General features: G+C 72.8%; 25 protein-coding genes. 9 read left to right on the top strand and 16 right to left on the bottom strand.

Annotated features, from left to right (window positions below; translation table 11 throughout):
* Window positions 1-67: 67 nt before the first annotated feature.
* The 3 genes from ABZ172_RS25190 to ABZ172_RS25180 are packed head-to-tail and all read right to left on the bottom strand — an operon-like array spanning window position 68 to window position 3,320.
* A complete protein-coding gene (locus ABZ172_RS25190) occupies window positions 68-1,153 on the bottom strand; it encodes a low specificity L-threonine aldolase (protein ID WP_356886701.1) in 1,086 nt (361 codons plus the stop codon).
* Window positions 1,132-1,896 carry an SDR family NAD(P)-dependent oxidoreductase gene (locus tag ABZ172_RS25185; protein ID WP_356886699.1) on the bottom strand — a complete coding sequence of 255 codons (765 nt, stop codon included), beginning with the start codon at window positions 1,894-1,896 and terminating at the stop codon, window positions 1,132-1,134. Before ABZ172_RS25185 ends, ABZ172_RS25190 begins: the two co-directional genes overlap by 22 nt.
* A gap of 26 nt (window positions 1,897-1,922) precedes the next feature.
* Window positions 1,923-3,320: a DUF6421 family protein gene (locus ABZ172_RS25180; RefSeq protein ID WP_356886697.1), complete on the bottom strand. Its 1,398-nt coding sequence runs from the start codon at window positions 3,318-3,320 to the stop codon at window positions 1,923-1,925.
* 281 nt (window positions 3,321-3,601) lie between these two features.
* On the opposite strand from ABZ172_RS25180, the gene ABZ172_RS25175 reads away from it, so the two are divergent.
* Window positions 3,602-4,252 carry a glycerophosphodiester phosphodiesterase family protein gene (locus ABZ172_RS25175; RefSeq protein ID WP_356886711.1) on the top strand — a complete coding sequence of 217 codons (651 nt, stop codon included), beginning with the start codon at window positions 3,602-3,604 and terminating at the stop codon, window positions 4,250-4,252.
* Window positions 4,253-4,284: 32 nt separating this feature from the next.
* Here the strand turns inward: ABZ172_RS25175 and ABZ172_RS25170 are convergent, their stop codons facing one another.
* Window positions 4,285-4,833, bottom strand: coding sequence for a GNAT family N-acetyltransferase (locus tag ABZ172_RS25170; protein WP_356886695.1), 549 nt, complete (start codon window positions 4,831-4,833; stop codon window positions 4,285-4,287).
* A gap of 178 nt (window positions 4,834-5,011) precedes the next feature.
* Here ABZ172_RS25170 and ABZ172_RS25165 point away from each other — a divergent pair, with 178 nt between their 5' ends.
* From ABZ172_RS25165 to ABZ172_RS25145, 5 genes are all read left to right on the top strand, one after another.
* Complete coding sequence (locus tag ABZ172_RS25165) at window positions 5,012-5,626, top strand: DUF5134 domain-containing protein (protein WP_356886693.1); 615 nt, start codon at window positions 5,012-5,014, stop codon at window positions 5,624-5,626.
* An 87-nt stretch (window positions 5,627-5,713) separates the two neighbouring features.
* On the top strand, window positions 5,714-6,649 hold the full coding sequence (locus ABZ172_RS25160; RefSeq protein ID WP_356886691.1) for a M56 family metallopeptidase: 936 nt from the start codon (window positions 5,714-5,716) through the stop codon (window positions 6,647-6,649).
* Window positions 6,650-6,683: 34 nt separating this feature from the next.
* Window positions 6,684-7,370, top strand: a complete 687-nt coding sequence (locus ABZ172_RS25155) for a phosphatase PAP2 family protein (RefSeq protein WP_356886689.1) — start codon at window positions 6,684-6,686, stop codon at window positions 7,368-7,370.
* 55 nt (window positions 7,371-7,425) lie between these two features.
* Complete coding sequence (locus ABZ172_RS25150; RefSeq protein ID WP_356886687.1) at window positions 7,426-8,127, top strand: HAD-IA family hydrolase; 702 nt, start codon at window positions 7,426-7,428, stop codon at window positions 8,125-8,127.
* A gap of 103 nt (window positions 8,128-8,230) precedes the next feature.
* On the top strand, window positions 8,231-8,410 hold the full coding sequence (locus tag ABZ172_RS25145) for a hypothetical protein (RefSeq protein WP_356886685.1): 180 nt from the start codon (window positions 8,231-8,233) through the stop codon (window positions 8,408-8,410).
* Window positions 8,411-8,620: 210 nt separating this feature from the next.
* On the opposite strand, the gene ABZ172_RS25140 is transcribed toward ABZ172_RS25145, so the two are convergent.
* On the bottom strand, window positions 8,621-10,111 hold the full coding sequence (locus ABZ172_RS25140; RefSeq protein WP_356886683.1) for a hypothetical protein: 1,491 nt from the start codon (window positions 10,109-10,111) through the stop codon (window positions 8,621-8,623).
* A 163-nt stretch (window positions 10,112-10,274) separates the two neighbouring features.
* On the opposite strand from ABZ172_RS25140, the gene ABZ172_RS25135 reads away from it, so the two are divergent.
* A complete protein-coding gene (locus ABZ172_RS25135) occupies window positions 10,275-10,949 on the top strand; it encodes a DUF305 domain-containing protein (RefSeq protein ID WP_356886709.1) in 675 nt (224 codons plus the stop codon).
* A 169-nt stretch (window positions 10,950-11,118) separates the two neighbouring features.
* On the opposite strand, the gene ABZ172_RS25130 is transcribed toward ABZ172_RS25135, so the two are convergent.
* The 8 genes from ABZ172_RS25130 to ABZ172_RS25095 all read right to left on the bottom strand — a co-directional run bounded on the left by ABZ172_RS25130 (window position 11,119) and on the right by ABZ172_RS25095 (window position 19,867).
* Entirely contained in the window at window positions 11,119-11,502 is a 384-nt protein-coding gene (locus tag ABZ172_RS25130) for a helix-turn-helix transcriptional regulator (protein WP_356886681.1), read from the bottom strand.
* Between the two features lie 93 nt (window positions 11,503-11,595).
* Window positions 11,596-12,321 carry a class I SAM-dependent methyltransferase gene (locus ABZ172_RS25125; protein ID WP_356886679.1) on the bottom strand — a complete coding sequence of 242 codons (726 nt, stop codon included), beginning with the start codon at window positions 12,319-12,321 and terminating at the stop codon, window positions 11,596-11,598.
* A gap of 29 nt (window positions 12,322-12,350) precedes the next feature.
* Window positions 12,351-13,451 (bottom strand): NADH:flavin oxidoreductase/NADH oxidase, encoded by a 1,101-nt coding sequence (locus tag ABZ172_RS25120; RefSeq protein WP_356886677.1) that lies wholly within the window; start codon window positions 13,449-13,451, stop codon window positions 12,351-12,353.
* Between the two features lie 145 nt (window positions 13,452-13,596).
* A complete protein-coding gene (locus tag ABZ172_RS25115; RefSeq protein ID WP_356886675.1) occupies window positions 13,597-14,001 on the bottom strand; it encodes a hypothetical protein in 405 nt (134 codons plus the stop codon).
* 333 nt (window positions 14,002-14,334) lie between these two features.
* A complete protein-coding gene (locus ABZ172_RS25110) occupies window positions 14,335-16,737 on the bottom strand; it encodes a glycoside hydrolase family 3 N-terminal domain-containing protein (protein WP_356886673.1) in 2,403 nt (800 codons plus the stop codon).
* A 52-nt stretch (window positions 16,738-16,789) separates the two neighbouring features.
* Entirely contained in the window at window positions 16,790-17,686 is an 897-nt protein-coding gene (locus tag ABZ172_RS25105) for a carbohydrate ABC transporter permease (RefSeq protein ID WP_356886671.1), read from the bottom strand.
* Between the two features lie 4 nt (window positions 17,687-17,690).
* A complete protein-coding gene (locus ABZ172_RS25100; protein WP_356886669.1) occupies window positions 17,691-18,626 on the bottom strand; it encodes a sugar ABC transporter permease in 936 nt (311 codons plus the stop codon).
* On the bottom strand, window positions 18,623-19,867 hold the full coding sequence (locus tag ABZ172_RS25095; protein WP_356886667.1) for an extracellular solute-binding protein: 1,245 nt from the start codon (window positions 19,865-19,867) through the stop codon (window positions 18,623-18,625). The genes ABZ172_RS25100 and ABZ172_RS25095 overlap by 4 nt, the downstream gene beginning before the upstream one ends.
* A 215-nt stretch (window positions 19,868-20,082) precedes the next feature.
* Between ABZ172_RS25095 and ABZ172_RS25090 the strand changes: the two genes are divergently transcribed.
* The gene (locus ABZ172_RS25090; protein ID WP_356886665.1) at window positions 20,083-21,156 is read left to right on the top strand and encodes a LacI family DNA-binding transcriptional regulator; all 1,074 of its coding nucleotides are present in this window, start codon (window positions 20,083-20,085) and stop codon (window positions 21,154-21,156) included.
* Between the two features lie 201 nt (window positions 21,157-21,357).
* Window positions 21,358-22,443 (top strand): sialidase family protein, encoded by a 1,086-nt coding sequence (locus ABZ172_RS25085; RefSeq protein WP_356886663.1) that lies wholly within the window; start codon window positions 21,358-21,360, stop codon window positions 22,441-22,443.
* Between the two features lie 62 nt (window positions 22,444-22,505).
* On the opposite strand, the gene ABZ172_RS25080 is transcribed toward ABZ172_RS25085, so the two are convergent.
* From ABZ172_RS25080 to ABZ172_RS25070, 3 genes are all read right to left on the bottom strand, one after another.
* Entirely contained in the window at window positions 22,506-22,922 is a 417-nt protein-coding gene (locus ABZ172_RS25080; protein ID WP_356886661.1) for a universal stress protein, read from the bottom strand.
* 1 nt (window position 22,923) lies between these two features.
* A complete protein-coding gene (locus ABZ172_RS25075; RefSeq protein WP_356886659.1) occupies window positions 22,924-24,417 on the bottom strand; it encodes an APC family permease in 1,494 nt (497 codons plus the stop codon).
* A gap of 193 nt (window positions 24,418-24,610) precedes the next feature.
* A complete protein-coding gene (locus tag ABZ172_RS25070) occupies window positions 24,611-25,831 on the bottom strand; it encodes a saccharopine dehydrogenase C-terminal domain-containing protein (protein WP_356886657.1) in 1,221 nt (406 codons plus the stop codon).
* Window positions 25,832-25,845 lie beyond the last annotated feature (14 nt).

Below are 25,845 nucleotides of genomic sequence, written 5' to 3'. Positions count from 1 at the left end.
GCCGCACGGGCGTGACCTGCGGCCGACCGGGAGCGTGGTGCTCCCGGCCGGCCGCACGGGCGGGCCGCTACTGCTGCCGCGCCATCTCCTCCTTGAGCGCCAGCACGAAGGCGTCCACGTCGTCCTCGCGGGTGTCGAAGGCGCACATCCAGCGGACGTCGCCGGCCTTCTCGTCCCAGAAGTAGAAGCGGAATCGCTTCTGGAGCCGCTCGGTCACCGCGTGCGGCAGGCGGGCGAACACCGCGTTGGCCTGGACGGGGTGGAGGATCTCCACCCCGTCCACCGTCCTGACCCCGTCGGCGAGCCGCTGGGCCATGGCGTTGGCGTGGCGCGCGTTGCGCAGCCACAGGTCGCCGGCGAGCAGCGCTTCGAGCTGGACCGAGACGAAGCGCATCTTGGAGGCGAGCTGCATCGACAGCTTCCGCAGGTGCTTCATCGCCCGGACCGAGTCGGGGTTGAGGACGACGACGGCCTCGCCGAAGAGCGCGCCGTTCTTGGTGCCGCCGAAGGACAGGACGTCGACCCCGACCGTGTTGGTGAACGTGCGCATCGGTACGTCCAGCGACGCGGCGGCGTTGGCTATCCGGGCACCGTCGAGGTGCACCTTCATGCCCCGGGCGTGGGCGTGGTCGCAGATGGCGCGGATCTCACCGGGCGTGTAGACGGTGCCGAGCTCGGTGTTCTGGGTGATCGAGACGACCTGCGGCATCGCCCGGTGCTCGTCGTCCCAGCCGTACGCCTCGCGGTCGATGAGCTCCGGGGTGAGCTTGCCGTCCGGGGTCGGGACGGTGAGCAGCTTGAGGCCGCCCACGCGTTCCGGCGCGCCGCCCTCGTCCACGTTGATGTGGGCGGACTCCGCGCAGATCACCGCGCCCCAGCGGTCGGCCAGTGCCTGGAGGGCGACCACGTTGGCCCCGGTGCCGTTGAAGACCGGGAAGGCCTCGGCGGTGGGGCCGAAGTGGCTGTGCATGACGCGCTGGAGGTGTCCGGTGTAGTCGTCCTCGCCGTAGGCGACCTGGTGGCCGCCGTTGGCGAGGGCGAGGGCCGCGAGGACCTCGGGGTGGACGCCCGCGTAGTTGTCGCTCGCGAAGCCGCGCACCTGCGGATCGTGATGACGGCGCGCGTCGGTCCTTACGGTTGCGGGGTCAGCCACAGGCGTTTTCCGTTCACTTCTCCGGCGGGCCGGTCCCAGACCCCGGCGATGGCGTCGGCCAGCTCCGTGACGTCGGTGAAGCCCGCGAACTTGGCGTTCGGTCGCTCGGCGCGCATCGCGTCGTGCACCAGAGCCTTGACCACCAGGATCGCAGCAGCCGATGTCGGGCCCGCGTCGCCCCCCGCCTTGCGGAAGGCGTCGGCCAGCGCGAGCGTCCACGCCTCGGCTGCCGCCTTGGACGCGGCGTAGGCGGCGTTCCCCGCGGTGGGCTTGCCCGCCCCGGCCGCGCTGATCAGCACGTACCGGCCGCGGTCGCTGCGCTGGAGTGCCTCGTGGAAGGCCAGCGAGGTGGACTGGACGGTGCGGATCAGCAGCTTCTCCAGGAAGTCCCAGTCGGCAAGGCTGGTGTCCGCGAATCCGGAGCCGCCGCGCCAGCCGCCGACGAGGTGGACCAGGCCGTCGACACGGCCGAACTCCTTTTCGGTCTTGAGCGCCCATTCCCGCGCGGCCGCCGGGTCCAGCAGGTCGACCGTGTCGCCCGTGACGGTCGCTCCGCCGTGCGCGTACCGCGCGGCGTCGACCGCCTCCGCCAGCCGCTCGGGGTTGGCGTCCGAGGCGATCACGGTCGCGCCCGCCTCGGCGAGCCTGAGCAGGGTGGCCCGGCCCGCCGGTCCCGCCGCCCCGGCCACCGCGATCACCGCGCCCTCGAGCACGCCGCCGTCGGCCCTGTCCGTTCCGTTCATCGCCACCGCCTCCTCAGAACCCGCGCTCACGCAGCTGCCCGCCCGGCGTCCGCCGCGGTGATCCCCTTGGTGGAGGCGATCACATGCTTCAGCTTCTTCGAGAGCGCCTCATAGAACATGCTCAGGGGAAACTCGTCCGGAAGCACGTCGTCGACGAGCTTGCGCGGGGGCAGATCGAGGTCGAGGGCGTCGGGCCCCTTGGCCCAGCGGGAGCCCGGGTGGGGTGCGAGGTAGGTGGCGACCAGGTCGTACGCGGCGAACCAGTGCACGAGCTTCGGGCGGTCGATGCCGTCGCGGTAGAGCTTCTCGATCTCTCCGCACAGCTCGTTGGTGACCTGCGGCGCGCGGTCCCAGTCGATGGTGAGCGTGTTGTCGGTCCAGCGGACCACGTCGTGCTTGTGGAGGTAGGAGAAGAGCAGCTGGCCGCCGAGACCGTCGTAGTTGCGGACGCGCTCGCCGGTCACGGGGAAGCGGAACATCCGGTCGAAGAGCACGGCGAACTGGACGTCCCGGCCCTGGCCGAAGCCGTCGGCCTCCAGCTTCACGGCCTCCTTGAAGGCGGTGAGGTCGCAGCGCAGCTCTTCGAGCCCGTACATCCAGAACGGCTGGCGCTGCTTGATCATGAAGGGGTCGAACGGGAGGTCGCCGTGGCTGTGGGTGCGGTCGTGGACCATGTCCCAGAGCACGAAGGCCTGCTCGCAGCGCTTCTGGTCGCCGAGCATCTCGCGGATGTCCTCGGGCAGGTCGAGGCTCAGCAGCTCCACGGACGCCTCGGTGACGCGGCGGAAGCGCGCGGCCTCCCGGTCGCAGAAGATGCCGCCCCAGCTGAAGCGCTCCGGCGCCTCGCGCACGGCGATGGTCTCGGGGAAGAGCACCGCGGAGTTGGTGTCGTAGCCCGAGGTGAAGTCCTCGAAGGTGATCCCGCAGAACAGCGGGTTGTCGTAGCGCGTGGCCTCCAGGTCGGCGAGCCACTCGGGCCAGACCATGCGCAGCACGACCGCTTCCAGATTACGGTCCGGGTTGCCGTTCTGCGTGTACATCGCGAAGACGACCAGGTGCTGGAGGCCGTCGGCGCGGTTCCCGGCGGGCTGGAAGGCGAGCAGGGAGTCGAGGAAGTCGGGGACGCCGAAGCCGTCCGCCGCCCAGCGGCGCAGGTCGGTGACGAGCGCGCGGTGGTAGGCCTCGTCGTGCGGGAGCAGCGGGGAGAGCTGCTCGACCGCGGTGACCACGCGGGCGACGGCCTCGCCGGCCGTCGCGGCGGAGGGCGCGTCCTCGGCGTCGAAGTCGATGGAGCCGTCCTTGGACTGCCAGGGGCGGAGCTCTTCCACGGCACTCTTGAGCACGGGCCAGGCCGGATGCTCCACGACCCGTTGGGCTGCAGCTATCGCGCCGGTGGCGTGGTCACGCTCAAGAATTTCCGTCATAGCACTTCCTTCACAGGAGAACTTCGCGTCAAGCAACCGTATCCATTTCCGGTTCCTTCGGACAAGTGGGCGGCAGAAAATTATCCTGCCACCCATCATGTTCACCGCTATTTTTCCTGTCACACCTGGGGGCGACCTGTTCTTCCGCCGCCGTGGCGGGCCGGGGGCGGCTCCCCGTGCGCGAACTGGTTCGCTGGGGGCAGGAGCCGCACGGCGGACGGACACGGACACACGGAAGCGGGAGTGCCTTGACTTTTCTCACCATCGGTCATCGCGGGGTCATGGGGGTCGAGCCGGAGAACACGCTGCGCTCGTTCGCGCACGCGGAGCGGGCCGGCATGGACGCCGTCGAGCTGGACCTCCACCTGAGCAAGGACGGGGAGCTCGCCGTGATGCACGACGCCGCCGTGGACCGCACGACGGACGGGCGGGGGCTGATCGCCGAGAAGACCATGGCGGAGCTGCGCGGGCTCGACGCGGGGCAGGGCGAGCGGGTGCCCGTCTTCGAGGAGGTGCTGGACGCGGTCGGTTCACCCGTCCAGGCCGAGATCAAGGACGCCGCGGCCGCGCGGGCGCTCGCCGAGGTGATGCTGCGCCGCGATCTGGCCGGCCGTGTCGAGGTGTCCTCGTTCCACGACGAGGCGGTCGCGGAGATCGCCCGGCTGGTCCCGGGCGTGCGGACGGTGCTCATCGCCAGCCGCTGGGAGGGTGACGTGGTCGACCGGGCGAAGGCGGTCGGCGCGGCGACGCTCGCCCTGAACATCCGCCGGCTCACCCTCGACGTCGTCGAGCAGGCGCACGCCGAGGGGCTGAAGGTGATCGGCTGGGTGGTCAACACCCAGGACCACCTGCGCCTCGTCCACGCGCTGGGCCTGGACGGAGCGACGACCGACTTCCCTGAGATCCGGCGCCCGGGCGGCCCCGCGTCCTGAGGCGCCGGGGCCGCGGCGCCGCTCCCCGCGCCCTACAGCTCCTTGACCAGCAGCTCGAACGCGAGGTCGGCGCGCTGCGGAACACCGAAGCGCTCGTCGCCGTACGGGAAGGGGGTGAGCTCCCCGGTGCGGCGGTAGCCGCGGCGCTCGTACCAGGCGATCAGCTCCTCGCGGACCGAGATCACCGTCATGTGCATCTCGCTCGCGCCCCAGCCCTCGCGGGCCGTGCGTTCCGCCTCGGCGATGATCACCTTGCCGAGGCCGGCGCCCTGCAGCTCCGGCCTGACCGCGAACATGCCGAAGTACGCGGCACTCCCCCGGTCTGCGAGCTGGCAGCAGGCGACCGGCTCGCCGTCCCGTTCGGCGACCAGGACCTTGCCCGCGGGGCCGGCGAGCAGCGCGCGCACTCCCTCGGCGTCGGTGCGCCGGCCGTGGAGGAGATCCGCCTCGGTGGTCCATCCGGTCCGGCTCGCGTCGCCCCGGTAGGCGGACTCGACCAGGCGCACCAGGGCCGGCACGTCGTCCTCCGTCGCGTCGCGGAAGGTCAGTCCTGCCTGTGCCGTGGCCGGTGCGATGTCCATGGGCTCTTCTCCGGTGGTGTGCGGCCGATGCGTGCGTCCCGAGACTAACCCGCCCCCTGACCGCCCCCGCAGGCCCGGCGCGCTCCCCCCAGTACCCCAATGCGCCCCGGTAGAGGGTGCCGCCGCCGGGCATCGATGGGACGACACCGGCATGATCCGCCCGAGGGGGAGGTGCACCGTGCACGGACCGGCGCCGTCGGGGTGGCTGCTCATGGTGCTGTGCGGGGTCACAGGGGCGTACTGCCTGCTGCGGGCCCGGGACGGCACGGCCGGAGAACGCGGACCGGCGCGCGCCGAGGCGCTGATGGGCTTCGGGATGGCGGCGATGGCGGTGCCCCCGGCCCTGTTCACCCTGCCGGACCGGATGTGGGCCGTCCACGCGGTGGTGTTCGGCGGCTCCGCCCTGCACGCACTGCTGCGGGCCGGTGGCGGCGGCCACCATCTGCACCACCTGGTCGGTTCGCTGGCGATGGTCTACATGGCCGTGGCGATGGCGCCCGGTGCCGCCCCCGCGGGAGGCGGCCACGCGGGACACGGGGCGGGGCCCGCCGGAGGGGTCCCCGCGCTGACGGGCGCGCTCCTGCTGTACTACGCCCTCTACGTCCTGCGGTCGGCGGGACGGCTGGTCCCGGCTCCGTTGCCGGTCGGGCCGGCCGCCGGTGTGCCGGGCGGGTTACCGGCGGGCCGGGCCGGCGGCCCGGCCGGTCCCGCGTGGGGCGCACGGCCGGAGCTCGCACTCGCCTGCAGACTCACCATGGGGATAGCCATGTTCGCCATGCTGCTCACTCTGTGAGACGGACGGCCCCCCGCACCGTGGCGTACGTCACTTGGCGCGCGCGGCCGTACCCGCCGGCACGGCGGCCCTCATAGGCTGACGGCCATGTTGGTCTCCCTCGCGCTGCTGCTGCTCGGTGCACTGACCGCCGTCGCGGCCCCGGGTCTGATGGCCAGGGCCCGGTGGCCCGAGCGTGAGCCGGTCGTGGCCCTGTGGGTCTGGCAGTGCGTGGTCGCGGGCGTCCTGTTGTCCTTCGCGCTGTCCATGACCTTCAGTGCGGCCGCCGCGTGGCAGGCGGTGCGCGGTCATGTCTTCGCGCCCGCCCCGCACGGCGTGGTCGAGGCGTACGCCCTCGGCGCCTACGGTCCCTGGTCGGCGGTGATCGCCGTCCTGCTCGCGCTCGGCGGGCTGTGGACGGCCGCCATGCTCGTGCGCGAGATCCACCGGGCCCGGGTCCGGCGCAGGCGGCGGCGCACCGAACTCCTGGTCCGTGCCCCGCTGATGCCGGGAGAGGACGCGGGCAGCGGACGCCTCGTGGTGCTGGAGGGCGAACGCCCCGACGCCTGGTGGCTGCCCGGCGCGGCCCCCCAACTGGTCGTCACGACCGCGGCTCTCGGCCGGCTGAAGGGCCGTCAGCTCGATGCCGTGCTGGCGCACGAGCAGGGACACGCCCAAGCCCGTCACGACTGGCTCCGGCACTGCTCGGACGCGCTCGCGACCGGATTCCCGCAGGTGCCGGTGTTCGCCGCCTTCCGGGACCAGATGCACCATCTCGTCGAGCTGGCCGCGGACGACGTGGCGTCACGGCGCTTCGGACGCCTGACGATCGCGCTCGCCCTGGTCGAACTCAACGAGGACCGCGGGGTGTTCGGCCCGGCACCCGCCTCCGGCGCGCAGATGCCGCTCCGGGTGAACCGGCTGCTCGCTCCGGGGGAACGGCTCACCGCGGGCCGCCGTCTCCGGTTGACCGCCGCTGCGGCCCTGGTGCCCGTGGTCCCGCTGCTGGTCGCCTTCGTGCCGGGGCTCCGCGCCCTGGGATAGCCGCACGCGCGGTCCGTCGGCGAGGATCGTGCCCATGCACTCCCCCTCCCTCCGCTCCCGCACCGGGCCGCTCAGCCTGATCACCGGTCTCGTCTGCACCTCGCTGTCCCTCGTCCTGCTCGTGCTGGTCGCGGTGCGCTGGTCGCCGCTGATGTCGCTGGACACGGCCGTGGCCCGGTCCCTGCACCGGAACGCGGTGGCCGAACCCGGGCTGGTCCACGTCAACCGCGTATTGACGGACTGGGTGTGGGACCCGTGGACGATGCGCCTCCTGACCGCTGTCGTCGTCCTCGCCCTGTGGTGGCGCGGATCACGGCTGCTCGCCGGCTGGGTCGCGGCGACCAGCCTGCTCGCCGCGCTCGTGCAGCAGGGGCTGAAGGCAGCGGTGGGCCGGGAGCGCCCCCGGTGGCCCGACCCGGTGGACTCGGCGCACTACGCCGCCTTCCCCTCGGGCCACGTCATGACCGCCATGGTGACCTGCGGGCTCCTGGTGTGGCTGCTGCGCCTGCACGGCGCCCGGCCGGCCCTGTGGTGGGGCTCCCTGGCGCTCGCCGTGATCTCGGTGGCCGGGGTGGCCTTCACACGCGTGTACCTGGGCGTCCACTGGCTGAGCGACGTGGTGGGCGGCGTACTTCTCGGAGGGGCGCTGGTGGGGCTCTCCGCGGCGGCCTTCGACGGATACCTCCGGCGGTCCCCGGGCTCCGGGAGCGGCTCCCGGTAAGGGGTCGTCCCGGGCCCCCCTTTCGCCGCTCACCGCCGGCCGCGAGGATCGGTCCATGCAGATCAAGGGTGTACTTTTCGACTTCTCCGGGACCCTCTTCCGGATCGAGCCCGTCGACGCGTGGCTGCGCGCCGCCCTGGACGCACGGGGTACGGCCCTCGGGCAGGGCGACTTCGAGCGCTGCGCACGCGCGCTGGCCGAGGCCGGAGCACTGCCCGGGGGCCCGGCCCCCAGGAGCGTCCCGCCGTCGCTGGCCGCCGTGTGGGCCGCGCGCGACAGCAGTGCGCGACAGCACCGGGAGGCCTACACGGGCCTGGCCCGCGAGGTGGCCCTGCCCGATCCCGGTCTGTACGACGCGCTGTACGAGCGGCACATGAGTCCGGCCGCCTGGCGGCCGTATCCCGACGCGGAGGAGGTGCTGCGCGCGCTGCGCCGCAGCGGCGTCGCGGTCGGCGTGGTGAGCAACATCGGCTGGGACCTGCGCCCCGTCTTCCGGGCGCACGGACTGGACGAGCTCGTCGACGCGTACGTCCTGTCCTACGAACACGGTGTCCAGAAGCCCGATCCGCGGCTGTTCGGCACGGCGTGCTCGCAGCTGGGGCTCGCTCCCGCGGACGTGGTCATGGTCGGTGACGACCGCCGCGCGGACGGGGGCGCCGCCGCCGTCGGCTGTGCCGTGCGCCTCGTGGACCATCTGCCGGTGGCGGAGCGGCCGGACGGGCTGCGCGCGCTCGGCCTGCCGGGATCCGCCGGGTGAGGCCGGGTGCCCGGCGTCCGTGAAGAATTCCGGGAGAAGGTGTGAGGGATGTCCCTGCCCCGGCGGGGGTCGGAAAGCCCGGCGGGGGGTTAGCTTGGTGGACATGCCCCCGTACCCGAACCCGTCCGCAGCCGTCCGCACCGCCTCCGTGGTGAACGAGGAGATCCGCACGCTCTGGCAGCGTTCGGGCGGTCTGCTGTCCCCGGACGACGAGACGGAGTACCAGCGCCTGCTGGTGGAGTGGGCGGCGGTCTCGGGCACGGACGTGCGGCCGGCCGCCTGAGCGCGCCGACGGCGTCCGGCCGGTTCCGGCGGCCCTGAGCGCCACGGTGCCGGCCGGTGTCCGCCGGGCCCACGACCTGTGCGACGGACGTGCCCCGCCGGGTGCGATGCTTCCCGGCGGGGCGCTTGCGTCACCGCTGCGGTCTGTCGGACGGCCTCAGGACGGACCGCGGCCCGGCACGCGGGAGAACCCGCGGGCCGGGCCCGCGGATCAGCGGTCGAAGTAGTCCGGCTGCGTCTGCACGTTGAGCTCGGGCAGCCGCACCTTCTTCGCCGGATCGGTCCGCCGGTCGTTCAGCTTCAGGACGTCGAAGCCCTTGGCGATGTCGTTGGAGTAGATGTAGCCGTTGTAGTAGTACGCCGACCACGGGCCGGCCGTGGTGACCGCGTCCGTGGAGACCGGGCCGCGCTCGAAGTACGCGATCTCCTTCGGCTTGGAGGAGTCGGTGAAGTCCCACACGGACACCCCGCCCTGGTACCAGGCCTGGACCATGATGTCGCGGCCCTTGACCGGGATGATCGAGCCGTTGTGCGCGACGCAGACCTCGGTGTCCGCCTGCGGGCGGTCGATCTTGAAGTAGCTGCGGAAGACCAGCTTGCGGTGGTCGCCGCGTCCCTTGATGTCGTAGACGCCGTCGGCCCCGCGGTTCGGACCGATCTCGTCGTTGCAGGTGGCCGCGCCGCCGCCGCCGAGCTCATCGGTGAACACGACCTTGTCGGCGCCCTGGTTGAAGGTCGCGGAGTGCCAGAACGCGAAGTTCACGTTGTCCTGGACCCGGTCGATGATCTTCGGGTTCTCCGGGTCCTTGATGGAGAACAGCAGGCCGTCGCCCATGCACGCGCCGGCCGCGAGGTCCTTCGACGGCAGCACGGTGATGTCGTGGCACCCGGTGGTCTTCGAGACGCCGGGGTTGGTCGGCGCGCCCGGGTTACCGCCGTCCGGGAAGAGCACCGGGAAGTTGACGACCCGTGAGTCCTCGGGGGTGCTGCGCGGCACCTTGATGACGGAGATCCCGTCGTGCGGCGGCTGGCAGTCGGGGAACGTCTCGCTCGGTGAGTACGACGAGACGTAGATGTAGACGTTCTTGCGCTCGGGAATGATCGTGTGGGTGTGCGAGCCGCATGCCGTCTCGACCGCGGCGACGTACTTCGGGTTGCGCTTGTCGCTGATGTCGAAGACCTTCATGCCCTCCCAGGAGGACTTCTCCGTGGCCGGCTGGGTGGTGCTGGCACACGAGTCGTCGCTGCGCGAGGAGTCGGTCGACAGGAAGAGCAGGTTCCCCGAGACCGAGATGTCGTTCTGGGAACCGGGGCACAGGACCTGGGCGACGGTCCTCGGCTTCTTCGGGTTGCGGATGTCGAAGATCCGGAACCCGTCGTAGTTGCCGGCGTAGGCGTAGTCGCCCTGGAAGGCCAGGTCGGTGTTGAGCCCCTGGAGCGCGTCCTTGGGGACGTTCGTGAGGTGCTCGATGTTCGCGCTGTGGACGATCTCGTCCACACCGGGTATCTCGCCGCTCTCGATGGCGGCTCTGGCTTCGGCCTGCTCACTGACGGAAACACCGCTGCGCGTGGTGGCGGTGTCGCCCGGGTCCGGCGTCGCGGCCGCGGGGCCGGCCGTGAACAGCGTGGCGATGAGCCCGGCCGCGGCTGCCGCCGCACCCAGACGTCTGCGCCGCACGCCGGTGATGTGCAACGAGGTCACTGCGTCCTCCCTAGTGTCCGTTCGTCGACGAACGGTTATCGGACCCCGGCAGTATCGTCCCTCTCATGTACACACCAACAGATGGCAACAGAGACGTAATGAAAGTTTTTGATCTTCGGCCGGTGGTAGGTGTGAGGATGGTGTGGAACACGTTCATGTGCCCATGGAGGTCGCCGTGTTGATTTCCCGTCGGACCACACGCATGCGCCCGGCCGCCCTCGTGGCGCCGCTCGTGGCCGCCGTTCTCGCGCTGGGCGGCTGCGACGGAGGCGACGACGGGGCGAAGGCCTCGGCGGACGAGGGCCCCGCGGTCGTGGCGCCCGGCAGGCCCGGTGAACCGGCCAGGACGCTGTCGGCCGAGGAGGCGGTGAAGGCCGCCGGGGACGACACCCCCAATTCGGCGGACTTCCGTTACGTGCGCATGATGATCGAGCATCACGACCAGGCCCTGGTGCTCACCGCCCTGGTGCCCGGACGGGCCGCCTCCACCTCGGTCGAGCGGCTGGCCGAGCGGATATCGGCGGCCCAGAAGCCGGAGATCGGCGCGATGGAGGGCTGGTTGAAGAACAACGGCGGGGACGCGCGCGAGGAGACGCACGAGCACGCCTCGATGCCCGGAATGGCCACCGACCGGCAGATCGCGCGGTTGCGCGACAGCGACGGCAAGGCCTTCGACCGGATGTTCCTGGAGTTGATGATCACCCACCACCAGGGAGCGGTCACCATGGCGACCGAGGCGCTGGCCGACGGCAACAACGTCCTGGTGGAGGAGATGGCCAACGACGTCATCGCGCAGCAGACCGTGGAGATCGACCGGATGCGCGGGCTGCTGGCCTGACCCGGGCCCGACCGGCCGGCGCCGGCCTGGCGCACCTGCCGCCGCACCGCCACGGGCCGGCGCCTCGGACGTGGGGCACGAGGACGCCCCCCGCAGCCACGGACGGCGGGAGACGCGGGGCAGGAGCCCGGGCGCCGGCGGAGGGCATCGGGCGGAGGTGCCCGACCGCTCAGGGCAGCTCGCGGGCCGGTCCGGCCGGGGACGCGCCGGCCGCGCCGAGGCGTCCGGCCTGGAGGTCCGCGGCGCGCAGGACACTGTCCAGCAGGCCGGGGAAGAGCGCGTCCAGGTCCTCGGTCCGCACGCAGCTCAGCTTGGCGGTGCCGCGGTAGAACTGGCTGATGACCCCGCTCTCGCGGAGCACCCTGAAGTGGTGGGTCGTGGTGGACTTGGACACCGGCAGGTCGAAGCGGGAGCAGGCCTGCTCGTCGGCGGCAGCGGCCAGCTGACGCACGATCCGGAGCCTGACCGGGTCGGCCAGCGCGTGCAGGACGCCCTCGACGCGGATCTCCTCGCGCGCGGGGTGGGCGAGCACACGAGCGGCGTTCGTCGTCACGGTGGCTCCACTTCGGACTAGGGACTCCATGGTACGAGAATCGTCGGATCTTCACGCACGGGCGACCGCTCCGCACCCACGGGTGGTCTCCCCTCACCCACGGGCGGCCACGACCAGCCGGGCCCGCGGGCTGCCGTCCGGCCTGCGGCCGAACTCCTCCAGGGGCAGCAGCCGCACCCCGAACCCGGCTCCCACCAGGTCGTCCACCACGCCCGCGAGCGGGAAGGTGCGGTAGTACATGACGAACGGCGGGCGCCGCAGGGCGTTGCGGGCCCGCATGGCCAGGTCGAAGCCGAGCAGGGACCAGTAGGCGCGCGAGCCCACCGCGGGCGGGGCTCCGACCGGGAAGGCGAACAGCCCGCCGGGCCGCAGCGCGGCGTACACCTGGTCGAACAGTCCGGGGCGTTCCGCGGGCAGGAAATGGCCGAACGCCCCGAAACTCACGGCCAGGTCGAACGCCCCGGTGAACGGCAGCGCCCGGGCATCCGCCCGGACCCAGTCCACCGCCGGGCCCCGCGCGGTCCCGGCGGTGGCCCGGGCGACACCGAGCATGCCCGCGCTGAAGTCGACGCCGGTGACCCGCTCCCGGCAGAGACCGCGGAGCACTCCGGTCCCCGCCCCGGTGCCGCAGCAGAGGTCCAGGCCCCGGCCGAACGGCCCGAGGGGCCGCAGCGCGTCGGCGGCGGCTTCGAGCACCCGGTCCGGGGTCCGGTAGGGCGTCAGGTCGAACTTCGGCGCGAGCAGGTCGTATCCGCGCATCGTCGAGGAGAGCGCCTGCACGGCCAGCTCGCGCAGCGTGGGGCCCTGGGGAGTGGACATCGCCGCTCAGCGTACCCGCGGACGCGGGGTCACACCGCGTAGCCGTACGGCTCGGGCGCCCTGACGTCACCGCCGAGCGCACGGGCCGCGTTGCGGGCGAAGTAGGGGTCACGCAGCAGTTCGCGGCCGAGCAGGACGGCGTCGGCGCTGCCGTCCGCGACGATCTTCTCGGCCTGCACGGGGTCGGTGATCAGCCCCACGGCGGCGACCGGGAGGCCGGTCTCCTTCCGCACGCGCTCGGCGAACGGCACCTGGTAGCCGGGCTCCACGGGGATCCGCGCCTTCGGCGCGAGTCCTCCGGTGGAGACGTCCAGCAGGTCGACGCCGTGGGCGCGCAGCTCGTGGGCGAAGCGGACGGTGTCGTCGGCGGTCCAGCCCTCGCGCGGGTCGTCGGCGTTCTCGGTCAGCCAGTCGGTGGCGGAGATGCGGAAGAACAGGGGCAGTTCCTCGGGCCAGACGGCGCGCACCGCGTCCACGACCTCCAGCGCGAAGCGGATGCGGTTCTCGAAGGAGCCGCCGTAGGAGTCGGTGCGGCGGTTGCTGTGCGGGGACAGGAACTCACCGATCAGGTAACCGTGCGCCCCGTGGATCTCCACCACCCGGAAGCCCGCGTCGAGGGCCCGGCGGGCGGCGTCGGCGAACTGGCCGACGACCTGCCGGATGTCCTCGGCGCCGAGCTCGGCGGGCGTCGTGTGGCCCTCGTCGAACGGGAGGGGGCTGGGGGCGACGGGCTGCCAGCCCTCCGCGTCGCCGGCGGGTACGGGGCCGCCGCCCAGCCAGGGACGGCCGGTCGACGCCTTGCGCCCGGCGTGGGCGAGCTGGATGCCCGGAACGGTCCCCTGACCGGCGAGGAACGCGGTGATGCGGCGGAAGGCGTCCGTCTGGCGGTCGTTCCAGATGCCGAGGTCGGCCGCGCTGATCCGGCCCTCGGGGCTGACGGCGGTGGCCTCGACGAGGACGAGGCCGGTGCCGCCGGCCGCCCGCGCGCCGTAGTGGACGACGTGCCAGTCGTGGGGCGCCCCCGCGTCGGGACCGGACGCCTCGGCGCTGTACTGGCACATCGGTGCCATCCAGACGCGGTTGGGAAGGGTCAGCGACCTCAGGGTGTAGGGCTCGAACAGTGCGCTCACGGGGGCTCCGGTTCCTGGGGAGGCGGCGGCAGGACGGCCCGGGCACGCCGGGCCGCCGCTTCGTACGAGCCTCACCGTACTACGAATTTCTTCGTAGTACGAGAAGTGCCGTACTACTGCGTCCGGGGAACCTCGCCCCGGCCGGTCACGGCCCCGGCCGCAGCCTGCGGCGGAGCCGGACGGCCGCGTCGGCGTCGTACGTCTGGCTCCAGCTGCGTCCGGCTCCGGAGGTCCAGGTGACCTGGACGTTCGCCCCGTCCGCCCGGACGGCCTCCACCGTCATGAGCCGGTCGGCGTCCCTGACGTCCCCGCGCAGCAGATCGGCGGCCCGGACGCTGACCGGTTCCGCGTCACGCGCGTGCTCCGCCTCGTCGGCCGCCGTGACGAGGGCCGCGGCGAGCTCCCTGGCCGCGGCCGGGGTGCAGGACCAGGCGGCGTGCGCCGCGGGGCCCTCGATCAGGATCCCGACCCGGAGCGGTCCCTCCGCGGGCCCGGGGGCCGCCTCCAGCGTCGCGCCGTTCCCCTCGGGGTCCCGGATCTCGATGCCCATCCCTGCCGCCTCCTCGTCCGCTCCGGCCGGCTCGGTCCGGCCGGAGACCCTTCGGCGGGCCCGCACGGCCGCGCCCGCGCGCCGCCGGCGTCCACCGCCGGGTTACGGGATACCACGGCGCGGAGGGGACACGGCGGGGGAGGCGGCACCATCCGCACCGTGGAACGGGCTGCGGGTTCACCGCGTGGAGGCCGGCGGGCGTCTTCGAAACTTTCGGGCGCCCGCCCGGCCTGTCCGTCCTGTCGTCGGCCCGGTCCGTCCGCGATCCGGCCTCGGGGAGGAGGCCTGCCCGGTCGCGGACGGACCGGGCCGCACCGATCGGCTCCGCCGCGCTCAGGTCCGCGCGGCGGGCGGGCCGACCGAGGCGGCGCAGACCATCCGGCGTCCGTGCCCGACCCTGCGCTCGGGGCCGGTGAGGCGCAGCCGTACGGTGTGCCGGACGTCCGCGGGGTCGCTGGACGTCGCGAAGCGCAGCTCCAGCTCGCCGGGTTCGACGATCCGGTGTCCGCCGGCCCCGGTGAACGCGGCCAGGTCCGGGTGGAAGCGGAAGCCGACCCTGCGGGACTCCCCCGCCGCGAGCGGCACCCGGGCGTACCCGATGAGCCGGGCCTCGGGCCGGGTGGTCTGGGCGACCGGGTCGTGGACGTACAGCTGGACCACCTCGGTGCCGTCGCGGTCGCCGGTGTTGCGGACCGTGATCGCGAGGTCGGCCTCGGCGTCGGTGGGCAGTTCGGCCGGCCCGTCCTCGGCGGGCTCCCACCCGAAGGAGGTGTACGAGAGTCCGTGGCCGAAGGGGTAGAGGGGCGTGGGGTCGAGGTTGCTGACCCCGTTGGCCCGGCCGAGCGGCGGCTGCAGATACGTCCAGGGCTGACCGCCGGGGCCGTCGGGCACGCCGAGCGGCAGGCGTCCGGAGGGGTTGACCCGGCCCGAGAGGACGCCGGCGAGCGCGGGGCCGCCCTCCTCGCCGGGGAAGAAGGCCTGCACACAGCCCGCCAGCCGGTCCGCCCACCGGCCGAGCGCGTACGTCCGCCCGGTCAGCAGCACCAGGACCACCGGGGTCCCGGTCGCCAGCAGCGCGTCCAGGAGCGCGCCCTGGAGGCCGGGCAGCGCCAGGTCGGCGGCGTCGCAGCCCTCGCCCGATGTGCCCCGGCCGAAGAGTCCGGCCCGGTCGCCGAGCACCGCCACACAGAGGTCGGCGCCGGCCGCCCGTGCGGCGGCGCTCTCGATCCCGGCGGAGTCCGTGCCGTCCACCGCGCAGCCCGGCGCGTGGTCGACGTGCGCACCGGGGAACTCCTCCCGCAGCGCTTCGAGCAGCGTGGGAACGGCGATGCCCAGGGGCACGCCGGGGTGCTGGACCCCGACGTGGCTCGGGAAGGAGTAGCAGCCGAGCATGGCCAGCGGATCGTCGGCGCGCGGCCCCACGACCGCGATCCGTCCGGTCCCGGCCAGCGGGAGCACGCCGCCGGGATTGGCCAGCAGCACGCAGGACCGTTCGGCGAGCAGCCGGGCCAGGGCGCGGTTGTGCGGAGGGTCGAGGTCCACCGTGCCGCGCGCCCGGTCCGGGTCCGCCCCGTCGAGCGCGGCCGGCCGGACCTGCCGGTCCGGATCGAGCAGGCCGAGCTCGCACTTCTGCAGCAGGACCCTGCGCAGGGCGCGGTCCAGCAGTTCCTCGGCCACGCGTCCGTCGCGGACCGCCGCCACCAGCTCGTCGCCGTAGCTGCGCACCGTGGGCAGTTCCACGTCCACGCCCGCCGTGAGGGCGAGGCGGGCGGCGTCCGCACGGTCCCCGGCCACCCGGTGCAGGGTCTCCAGGAAGCCGATGCCGAAGTAGTCGGCGACGACCGTGCCGGTGAAGCCCCAGGTGTCCCTGAGGAGACCGGTGAGCAGGGCGGGGTCGGCGGCGGCGGGCACCCCGTCGATCTCGGCGTACGAGTGCATCACCGAGCGGGGGCCGCCGTCGCGGACCGCCATCTCGAAGGGCGGCAGGATCACGTCGGCCAGTTCCCGGGCGCCGGCCCGGACCGGGGAGAGGTTGCGGGCCCCGGCCGAAGCGGAGTAGCCGGCGAAGTGCTTGAGCGTGGCGACGACCCCGGCGGACTCCAGTCCGCGGACGTAGGCCGTCCCGATGGTCGCGACCAGGTAGGGGTCCTCGCCGATGGTCTCCTCGACGCGGCCCCAGCGCAGGTCGCGCACCACGTCCAGGACGGGGGCGAGACCCTGGTGGACACCGACCGACCGCATGTCGCCGCCGATGCGGTGCGCCATCTCGGCGACCAGTTCCGGGTCCCAGGCCGCTCCCCAGGCCAGCGGTACCGGGTAGGCGGTCGCGCCCCAGGCGGTGAATCCGGCCAGGCACTCCTCGTGGGCCAGTGCGGGGATCCCGAAGCGGCCCGCCGCCACGATCCCGGCCTGGGCGCGGGCCAGGGAGACGGCGCCGGTCGCCGGGTCCACCGGGGCGGAGCCGAACGGGCGGGTGAGCTGGCCGAGTCCGCGGGTGATGAGGTCCTCGTAGTCGACCGGGTCGACCATGTCGTTCTGGTGCGGCGCGACTCCGCCGCCCTCGGCGTCGGCGCCCACCCAGATCCCGTACAGCTGGGCGGCCTTCTCCTCCAGGGTCATCCGGGACGCCAGGTCGGCGACCCGCGTCCCGGGGTCGAGCGAGGGGTCGCGCCACGGGCCGTCGACGGCGGGGGGCGGGTCGGCCTGTCGGGTCTGCGGGGCAGGGTGGATCGCCATGCGGGCAGGGGTTCCTCTCGTGAGTGCTGCGGTCGGGGGCGGCGTCGGTGCGCTACTTGCCGCCCACCCCCATCAGTCCGTCGGTCAGCGCCCGCCGGGCCACGAGGTACACGGCGAAGACCGGTACGACGGACAGGACGACCGCCGCCAGTACCGCGGGGATGTTCACTCCGAACTGGCTCATGAAGGTGAACAGCCCGAGCGTCAGGACCCGCCGCTCCTCCGACTGCGTGAGGATCAGCGGGAACAGGAAGCCGTTCCACGCCTGCAGCGCGGAGTAGATCGCGACGGTGCTGATCCCCGCCCTGGAGAGCGGGACGGCCAGCTGCCACAGCATGCGCACGGGCGAGGCACCGTCCAGGGCCATCGCCTCGTACATCTCCTCGGAGACGTCGCGCATCGTGCCGCTGAGCACGAGGACCGCGACGGGCATCGCGAACGCCGCGGTGGGCAGGACCACCGCCCACAGGGTGTCGTACAGCCCCAGCTTCCCGATCATCAGGTAGAGCGGCACGATCACCGCCTGCGCCGGGATCGCCACGCCGAGCAGGAAGGTGCGGAAGGCGAGCGAGGAGAGGCGGCTGCGGGTGCGCACCGCGACGTAGGCCACCGGGACCGAGAGCACCAGCACGAGGACCACCGTGGCCGCGGCCACGATCGCGGTGTTCCCGATCAGCGTGAGGAAGCCGCTGTCCAGCACGGTGCGGTAGTTCTCGAACGTCGGATCCGTCGGGATCGCCAGCGGGTCGCCGTTCAGTGCCTCGTCCTGGCGCATCAGCGACGCGGAGACCAGGGTGTAGAGGGGCACCAGGACGACGAGCAGCCAGATCATCGAGCCGAGGCCGGCCACCGGGTTGCCCCGCACTCTGCGCGGACGGCCCGGACGGCCGCGCGGCGCCGCGTCCGGTGCCGGGCGGCGCTGCGCGGCCGTGCGGATACCGGTCGTCATCGCGTCACATCCCTTCCCGGGTGGACCGCATGGTGCCGAAGCCGCTCAGCCGGACCATGAGCAGCGAGATGCCGGTGGCCACCACGACGAGTGCGGTGGCGACGGCCGCCGCGTAGCCGAGGTCGTAGGTCTGGAAGCCGGTCCGGTACATCAGGTAGGGCAGGATCGTCGTGTCCGTGCCGGGACCGCCCCTGGTCATGATGAGCACCGTGTCGAAGTAGGTGAGCGAGCCGACGATCATCAGAACCGACGAGGTCGTGATCGTGTGGCGCAGCTGCGGCAGCGTGATGTGGAAGAACCGCCGCACCCTGCCCGCGCCGTCGATCGAGGCGGCCTGGTGGAGGACTTCGGGGATCTGCCGGGCGCCGCCCTGGTAGATCAGCGTGTGGAAGGGCATGAACTGCCAGCCGCCGACGAAGGCGACCACGAGCAGGGCGCCGGTGGACGAGCCCATGACGTCGGGGTCGATGCCCAGCCAGGGCCCGATCACCCGGATCACGCCGAAGTTGGGGTCGAGCAGGGAGTGGAACAGCATCGCGATCGCGGTGGTGGAGAGCAGCAGCGGGATGAAGAAGACCGCCGACAGGAAGGCGCGGCTGCGCTGGCGGCCCGCCGCCCACACGCCCAGCAGGAGGGCCACCGGCGTCTGGAAGGCCCAGCTGACCGTGGTGAGCAGCAGGCTCAGCCAGGCGGCCCGGCCGAACTCGGCGTCCCCGAACAGCCGGGTCCAGTTGTCCGGCCCGGTGAGGACCGGGGAGCCGAGCCCGTCCCAGGTGCAGAAGGAGAGGTACACGGCGATGGCCAGGGGGACGATCGCGAAGACGGCGAAGAAGAGGATGCCGGGGACGGCCCAGGCGACCGGCGGACGGCCGGCGTCGCCGACGGCCGCCTTGCCGCCCGGGCGCCTCCTCGCGACCGGTGGGTGGTGCGGCGTCGTCACTTGGCGGCCCTCATCGCGTCGACGAACTGCTCGGGGGTGCTCCGGCCGGCGAACAGCTTGCTGATCTCCGTGAGCAGCGGTGTGGCGTAGCGGGCTTCGAGTGCCTGGTCCCAGGAGAGGGTGAAGCTCGGGGCCTTCCGCACCATCTCGTACTGGTCGGTGGCGAACCGCGGGTCGGGCGAACCGCTCAGCATCGAGGCGGCGCCCGAGGTGGTGGGGACGTCGCCGTTGTCGACGAGGGCCTGCGCGTAGGACTGCGAGGCCATCGTCCTGAGGAACGCGACGGCGGTGTCCTTGTGCTTGGTCCGGGCGTTGACCGACCAGTAGTTGGTGGGGTTGCCCACGACGTTCGCCGGGTCGCCCGCTCCGCCGGCGACCGTCGGGAAGGCGGTCCAGCCGAGGTCCTTCTCGGCGAAGCCGGGGGCCTTGCCCAGTTGGGTCGAGTACTCCCACGAGCCCATGAGGTGCATGGCGGCCTTGCCCTGGTTGAGCAGGGCGGGCGCTCCGCCGTTGCCGTAGTCGACGGAGGTGAAATTCGTGCCGAACGCGCCGTCGTCGACCAGCTGCCTGACGGTCCGGGCCGCCTCGAGCACCGCGGGGTCGCCCCATCCCCCGGGGTCGCCGTCCTGGATCCTCCGGAAGACCTCGGGGCCGCCGATCCGGTCCAGCAGGTATTCCATCCACATCAGTTCGGGCCACTTGTCGGAGCCGCCGAGGGCGAACGGGGTGATGCCCGCCGCCTTGAAGGTGCTGACAGCCTTCCGGAGCTCCTGCCAGGTCCGGGGCGGCTCGATCGCGTGCTCGGCGAAGAGGGCCTTGTTGTAGAAGAGCATCACGGGCTGCATGCCGCGCATCGGGATTCCGTAGACCTTCCCGCCGAGACCGCCCGCGGTCATCACCGAGGGGAGGAAGCCGTCCCGGAGGACGGCGTCGTCCCTGACCGTCGCCGTGAGGTCCAGCAGTTTCCCGGCGTCGGCGTACGGCTTGACGGAGCCGCCGCCCCAGTTGAAGAAGATGTCGGGGGCGTCGGGCGATCCCATGGCGCTGCGCAGTTTGTTGACGTAGTCGGTGCCGGGGACCGCCACCAGCTTCACCTTGACCTTCGAGGTCGTGTTGAAGCTGTCGACCGCGGCCTGCTGGACCTTGACGGCGTCGTCGCCGTAGACGTAGGCGGTGAGGGTGCTGCCGTCGCTCCCGCCGCCTCCCGTCCCGCAGCCGGCCAGCACTCCGGCCATGACCATCGCCGCGCCGGCCGCGGCCCATCTCGTCGTCCGTGTGCCCCGAGTGAAAATCCCCGCCCGCATGGCCGCACCCTCTGTCGAATGTTTCGGTGTGCTTCTCGAATGTTGCCGGAACCGTAAGGGGGTGTTTCCAGCCCGTCAAGAGGGTGGGAGCGGAGATTCGCGCTTCGCGTCCTCACGCGGTCCCGAGGGGGCGGGGAAGCTACGATTCAGCCATGAGCCCTGCAGAGGTCCGGCCCCCACGGGAGAAGGCGCCCGCCGACGACTCACCGGAGAGCACCGCCACGCTGGCGGCGATCGCCCGGGAGGCCGGAGTCTCGGCTCCGACAGTTTCGAAGGTGCTGAACGGCCGTGCCGATGTCGCCCCGGGCACCCGCACCCGGGTGGAGGAGCTGCTGCTGCGGCACGGCTACCGCCGCAGGCGGGGCGCCTCCCAGCAGTCCCGGCTCATCGACCTGGTCTTCCACGAGCTGGACAGCGCCTGGGCGATGGAGGTCGTCCGGGGCGTCGAGAACGTCGCGCGGGAGGAGGGGCTCAGCCTGGTCCTGTCGGAGAGCGCGGGCCGGCTCACCCCCGGCCAGACCTGGGTGGACGGTGTGCTGGCCCGCCGGCCCGCCGGGGTGATCCTGGTGCTCTCGGACCTCGACGCGGCCCAGCGCGCCCAGTTGGCCGGCCGCGCCATCCCCTTCGTGGTCGTCGATCCGGCGGGCGATCCCGGGGACGACGTCCCGTCGGTGGGGGCGGCGAACTGGCAGGGCGGTCTGGCGGCCACCCGCCATCTGACGGGGCTGGGGCACCGGCGCATCGGGATGATCGGCGGACCGGCCCGCATGATGTGCAGCCGGGCCCGGCTGGACGGCTACCGCGCGGCCCTGGAGACCTCGGGCCTGCCGATGGACCCCCTGTTGGTCCGCGAGGGCGAGTTCCACCACGAGGACGGGTACCACGCGGCGCTGGAGCTGCTGCGGCTGCCCGACCCGCCCACGGCGGTCTTCGCGGGCAACGACCTGCAGGCGCTCGGGGTCTACGAGGCGGCACGCGAGCTGGGGCTGAGGATCCCGGAGGACCTCAGCGTGGTCGGTTTCGACGACCTGCCGCTGACCCGCTGGATCGGCCCGCCGCTCACCACGGTGCGCCAGCCGCTGACCGAGATGGCCGAGACCGCGGCCCGCCTGGTCCTCGAACTGGGCCGGGGCGGGCGGCCGGCGACCACCCGGGTCGACCTGGCGACGAGCCTGGTGGTCCGCAGCAGCACGGCTCCCCCGGCGCTCCGGGGGGACGCGGTCTGACGTCGGGCCCCTCCGCGGGACGCGCGGGGCCGGCCCTGCGGGGCGGGTCCGGCCCGCACCGGTGGGGCGCATCCGCCGGGCCGGCGGGGCGTCTCTCCGCGGCCGATCCGGCCGGGCGGGCGCCGTCGCTGCGGGGCGTTGTCGGTGGCGGGGTGCAGACTGGCCCGTATCCGGCACAAAGGCGTCTCGGGAGGTCCTGTCATGACCGACGTACTGCTCACCGTGGGCACCCGCAAGGGGCTCTTTCTCGGCCGCCGACGCGGCGGGACGTGGGAGTTCGGCGATCCGCACTTCAACGCCCAGGCGATCTACTCGATCGCGATCGACACCCGGGCGGGGACGCCCAGACTGCTGGTCGGCGGGGACAGCGCGCACTGGGGCCCCTCGGTCTTCCACTCCGACGACCTGGGCGCGAGCTGGGTGGAGCCGCGGCAGCCGGCCGTGCGGTTCCCGCGGTTCACCGACGCGTCGCTGGAGCGGGTCTGGCAGCTGCACCCCGCCGGCCCGGAGGCCCCCGACGTCGTCTACGCGGGGACGGAGCCGGCCGCCCTGTTCCGGTCGGACGACCGCGGTGAGTCCTTCGAGCTGGTCCGGCCGCTCTGGGAGCACCCGACCCGGTCCCGGTGGGTGCCGGGCGGGGGCGGCGAGGGCCTCCACACCATCCTGACCGATCCGAGGGACGCCCGGGCGGTGACCGTTGCCGTGTCCACCGCGGGCGTGTTCCGCACGGACGACGGCGGCGCGCGCTGGGTGCCCTCCAACAAGGGCGTCTCCGCCGTCTTCCTGCCGGATCCCGACCCCGAGTTCGGTCAGTGCGTGCACAAGGTCACGCGGGACGCAGCCGATCCCGACCGCCTCTACCTGCAGAACCACTGGGGCGTGTTCCGCAGCGACGACGGCGGGACGCGCTGGAAGGACATCGGCGCGGGCCTGCCCTCCGACTTCGGCTTCGCCGCCGCGGCGCACCCGCACCGCCCGGACACCGTCTACGTGTTCCCGATCAACGCCGACGCCGACCGGGTCCCCGCCGGCCGCCGCTGCCGGGTGTACCGCACCCGGGACGCGGGCGAGACCTGGGAGCCGCTGAGCCGCGGCCTCCCGGACGGCGACCACTACGGCACGGTGCTGCGCGACGGCCTGTGCACGGACGACGCCGACCCGGCGGGCGTCTACTTCGGCAACCGCAACGGCGAGGTGTACGCGAGTGCGGACGACGGCGACAGCTGGCAGCAGCTGGTCTCGCACCTGCCGGACGTGCTGTGTGTACGGGCGGCGGTGATCGGCTGACGGGGCGGGGCCGGCCGGTCACCGCCGCGGGGCGCGGACCGGCCGCTGCCGGCCGTCCCGGCTCACACCTCGGTCGGGACGCAGAGCACCGGGACGGTCGACAGGTGCAGGAGCTTGTGCGGGGTCGATCCGAGCAGCGCCCCGCGGATCGGGCTCTCGCCCCAGGTGCCCACCACGACGACCCTGGCCCCGTGGCGGGCAGCGGCCTCGATCAGGGCCGCCGCCGGGCCGAGGTCGATGACCTCGACCGTGGAGGACACCCCGGCCTGCTCGGCGGAGGCGACGGCGTGCTCCAGCCCCCTGCGCCCCTCCTCGGCGATGGCCGCGTAGTGGGCGCGGTACTCCTCGCCCCGGGGTCCGGGCGGTGCCGCCCCGTAGACGAGCACGAGGCGCTCGTCGAAGGCGGCGGCCACCTCGATCGCCACCCGCAGCGCCCGTTCGGCACCCGGCGACTCGTCGTACCCGAGGACCACCGACATGTCAGGACTCCTTGCCGTGGACGAGGCCGGGGTCGACGACCCCTCGGCGCTCCTTCCAGAACGCCGGCGACCGGAAACGCAGCACCACCATGATCACCACGCCGGCGAGGCTGATGCAGATGCCGATGACGAGCGGGGGCCCGAGGCCGAACCAGGACGTTCCGCTGTAGGAGTTCGCCGGGTTGGACATGTCCCTCACCGAGCGCACCAGGAGCCAGGTCAGCAGACCGGCGCCGACGAGCGGTCCGAGGCCGATGAGGAGGAGGTTGCGCAGGCTCTCCGTCAGATGGCGCCGGTAGTAGACCGCGCATGCCACGCCCGTGAGCGCGTAGTAGAAGGCGATGAGCAGGGACAGCGCGGTCAGCGTGTCGAAGAGGGCGTTCTCGCTGATCCGGCTCACGACGACGTACCAGGCGATGGCGATGGCGGCCACCCACCAGGTGCTCACGTCGGGGGTGCGGAACCGCGGGCTGATCCGGGCGAACCGCGCCGGCAGCGCCTGCCGCCGTGCCATCGAGAGCGCGGTGCGCGAGGCCGGGATGATGGTGGTCTGGGTGGAGGCGAGCGCCGAGGTCGCGACCGCGAGCAGCACGATCCAGTCCCAGCCGCCCATGACGTCGCGGGCGAGCAGGGCGAAGATGAACTCCTCCTCCCCGGCGTTCTCCACCAGGTACGCCGTGCCGGCGAACGCGACGACGGCGAAGCCGACGGACAGGTAGGTCACCAGCAGGATCACCGTCGACCACACCCCGGCCCGGCCCGGCGCGCTCGCGGAGTCCTCGACCTCCTCGGTGAGGTTGACGGCCGATTCCCAGCCCCAGTAGATGAACACGCCCAGCAGCAGACCGCTCGTGAGCGCCGCGCCGCCCGCACCGAAGGGGTTGAGCCAGGCGACCGAGGGTCTGACCGAGTCGAAGGACGTGGTGCCCGCGTAGACCCGGTAGAGCGCGACGATGACGAACACCAGGAGGAAGGCCACCTGAGCCAGGATCAGGGCGTTCTGCACCTTGGCGGACAGCTCGGTCCCGATGACGCAGAGCCCGGTCATCACCACGATCAGCAGCACGGTGAGCAGTTGGCGGACGAAGGTGTTGCCGACCCAGCCGTCGAGCCCGACGGCGAGGAGTCCGAAGCTGACGGCGATGTCCGCCAGCGACCCCACCACGAGCACACCGGTCATCGCGATCGCCCAGCCACCGAGCCATCCGGTCCACGGCCCCATGGCGCGCGTCACCCAGGAGAACGTCGTCCCGCAGTCCTGGTCGGCCTTGTTCAGGTAGTAGAAGGCCGAGGCGATGAGGAGCATCGGCACGAAGGAGGCGAAGAGGACGCCGGGTGCGTAGACACCCACGAGTGCGACGACCGGACCGATCACCGCCGCCACCGAGTAGGCGGGGGACGTGGCGTTCAGTCCGATGACCAGGGCGTCGACGAAACCGATCGCGTCGGGCTTCAGGCTCGCCGGCGGCGCTGATCCGGAGCGGTCCTCCACCATGCTCCCTCGCTCGGGTCACGGGCCTGGACTCAGGCGGAATATTTCCTTCCGTATGCTAAGGGCTGTCCCGTCGTCCCCGGTGGATCAGCGCGCGGCGTCGGATGCGGTGCGCGGCGGGCGGAGCGACGTTCACCTGTGTGCCGGGTCCGCGCGGGGGCGCCGCGGGCGTCGGTCTCCGCCGCCTGCGCGTCCGTCACTGCTCGCGCATCCCCCACGGGCTGCCGTACTCGGTCAGCAGGTCGAGGAACGGCCCGGGCGGCATGGCCTCGGGGCCGAGCACCCCGCTGCCGCCCCAGGCGCCGCCCGCGACGAGTTCGAGGGCCGCGACGGGGTTGATCGCGGTCTGCCAGACCACCGCCTGGGAGCCGTACTCGCGCATCGACCACTGGTTGTCGACCACGTGGTAGAGGTAGACCTCGCGGGGCCGCCCGTCCTTGCTCCCCTTCACCCAGGTGCCCGCGCACGTCTTGCCGTGCATCCGCTCGCCGAGTCCGGCCGGGTCGGGCAGGCAGGCCGCCACCACGTCACGGGGCGAGACCTTTGCGTCGCCGGCCCTGCTCCGCACCGAGACGGGCTCCGTGCCGTCGAGGCCCAGCTTGTGGAGGGTGCGCAGCACTTCGATGAACTCGTCGCCCAGCCCGTACTTGAAGGTGACGCGCCGGGCGTCGATCCACCGCGGGACGAGCAGCACCTCCTCGTGCTCGACGTTGACGCACTCGACGGGTCCGATGCCCTCGGGGAAGTCGAAGACCTCCGGCTCGCTGAAGGGGGCGGTGGTGAACCAGCCCCGCCCCTTCTCGTAGACGACCGGCGGGTTCAGGCACTCCTCGATGGTCGTCCAGATGCTGAAGGACGGGGCGAAGTCGTAGCCGTCGACCGTGAGATCGGCTCCGTCGCGGATGCCGATCTCCTCGATCTCGTCGAACAGCTCGTCGGCGGCGTACCGGGCGAACACGTCCGAGAGCCCGGGTTCGACCCCCATCCCGACCAGGGCGAGCCGTCCGGCCGCCTCCCATGCGGCGGCCCGGTCGAACTGCGCGTCCCCGAGCTTGACGCCGCACTCCTCGTAGGGACGGGCGGGGTGGGGCCGGGACAGCGACATGGCCATGTCGACGTAGTGGACCCGGTGGGCGAGGGCCGCCTCGAACAGCGGCATGACGAACCGGGGGTCCGTGGCGTTGAGCAGGACGTCGCAGCGGTGCTCCTCCAGCGCGGCGCGCACGGCTGCGGGATCCGAGGCGTCCAGCCGCACCGCGACGAAGCGGGAGCCCCGCTCACCGAGGGCCGAGACGGCGCTCTGCGCCCGGGCGAGGTCGTAGTCGGCGACCGCCATGTGCGCGAAGAACGGGCGGCGGGCCGCGATCCGGGTGATCGCCGTACCCACACCCCCCGCGCCGACCAGGAGGATACGCATGGGACACCACTCCT

This window comes from Streptomyces sp. NPDC006296, assembly GCF_040613235.1.
Lineage (GTDB): Bacteria > Actinomycetota > Actinomycetes > Streptomycetales > Streptomycetaceae > Streptomyces.
Note: the sequence above shows the minus strand (reverse complement) of the source record. Positions and strands in the feature narration are given on the sequence as shown.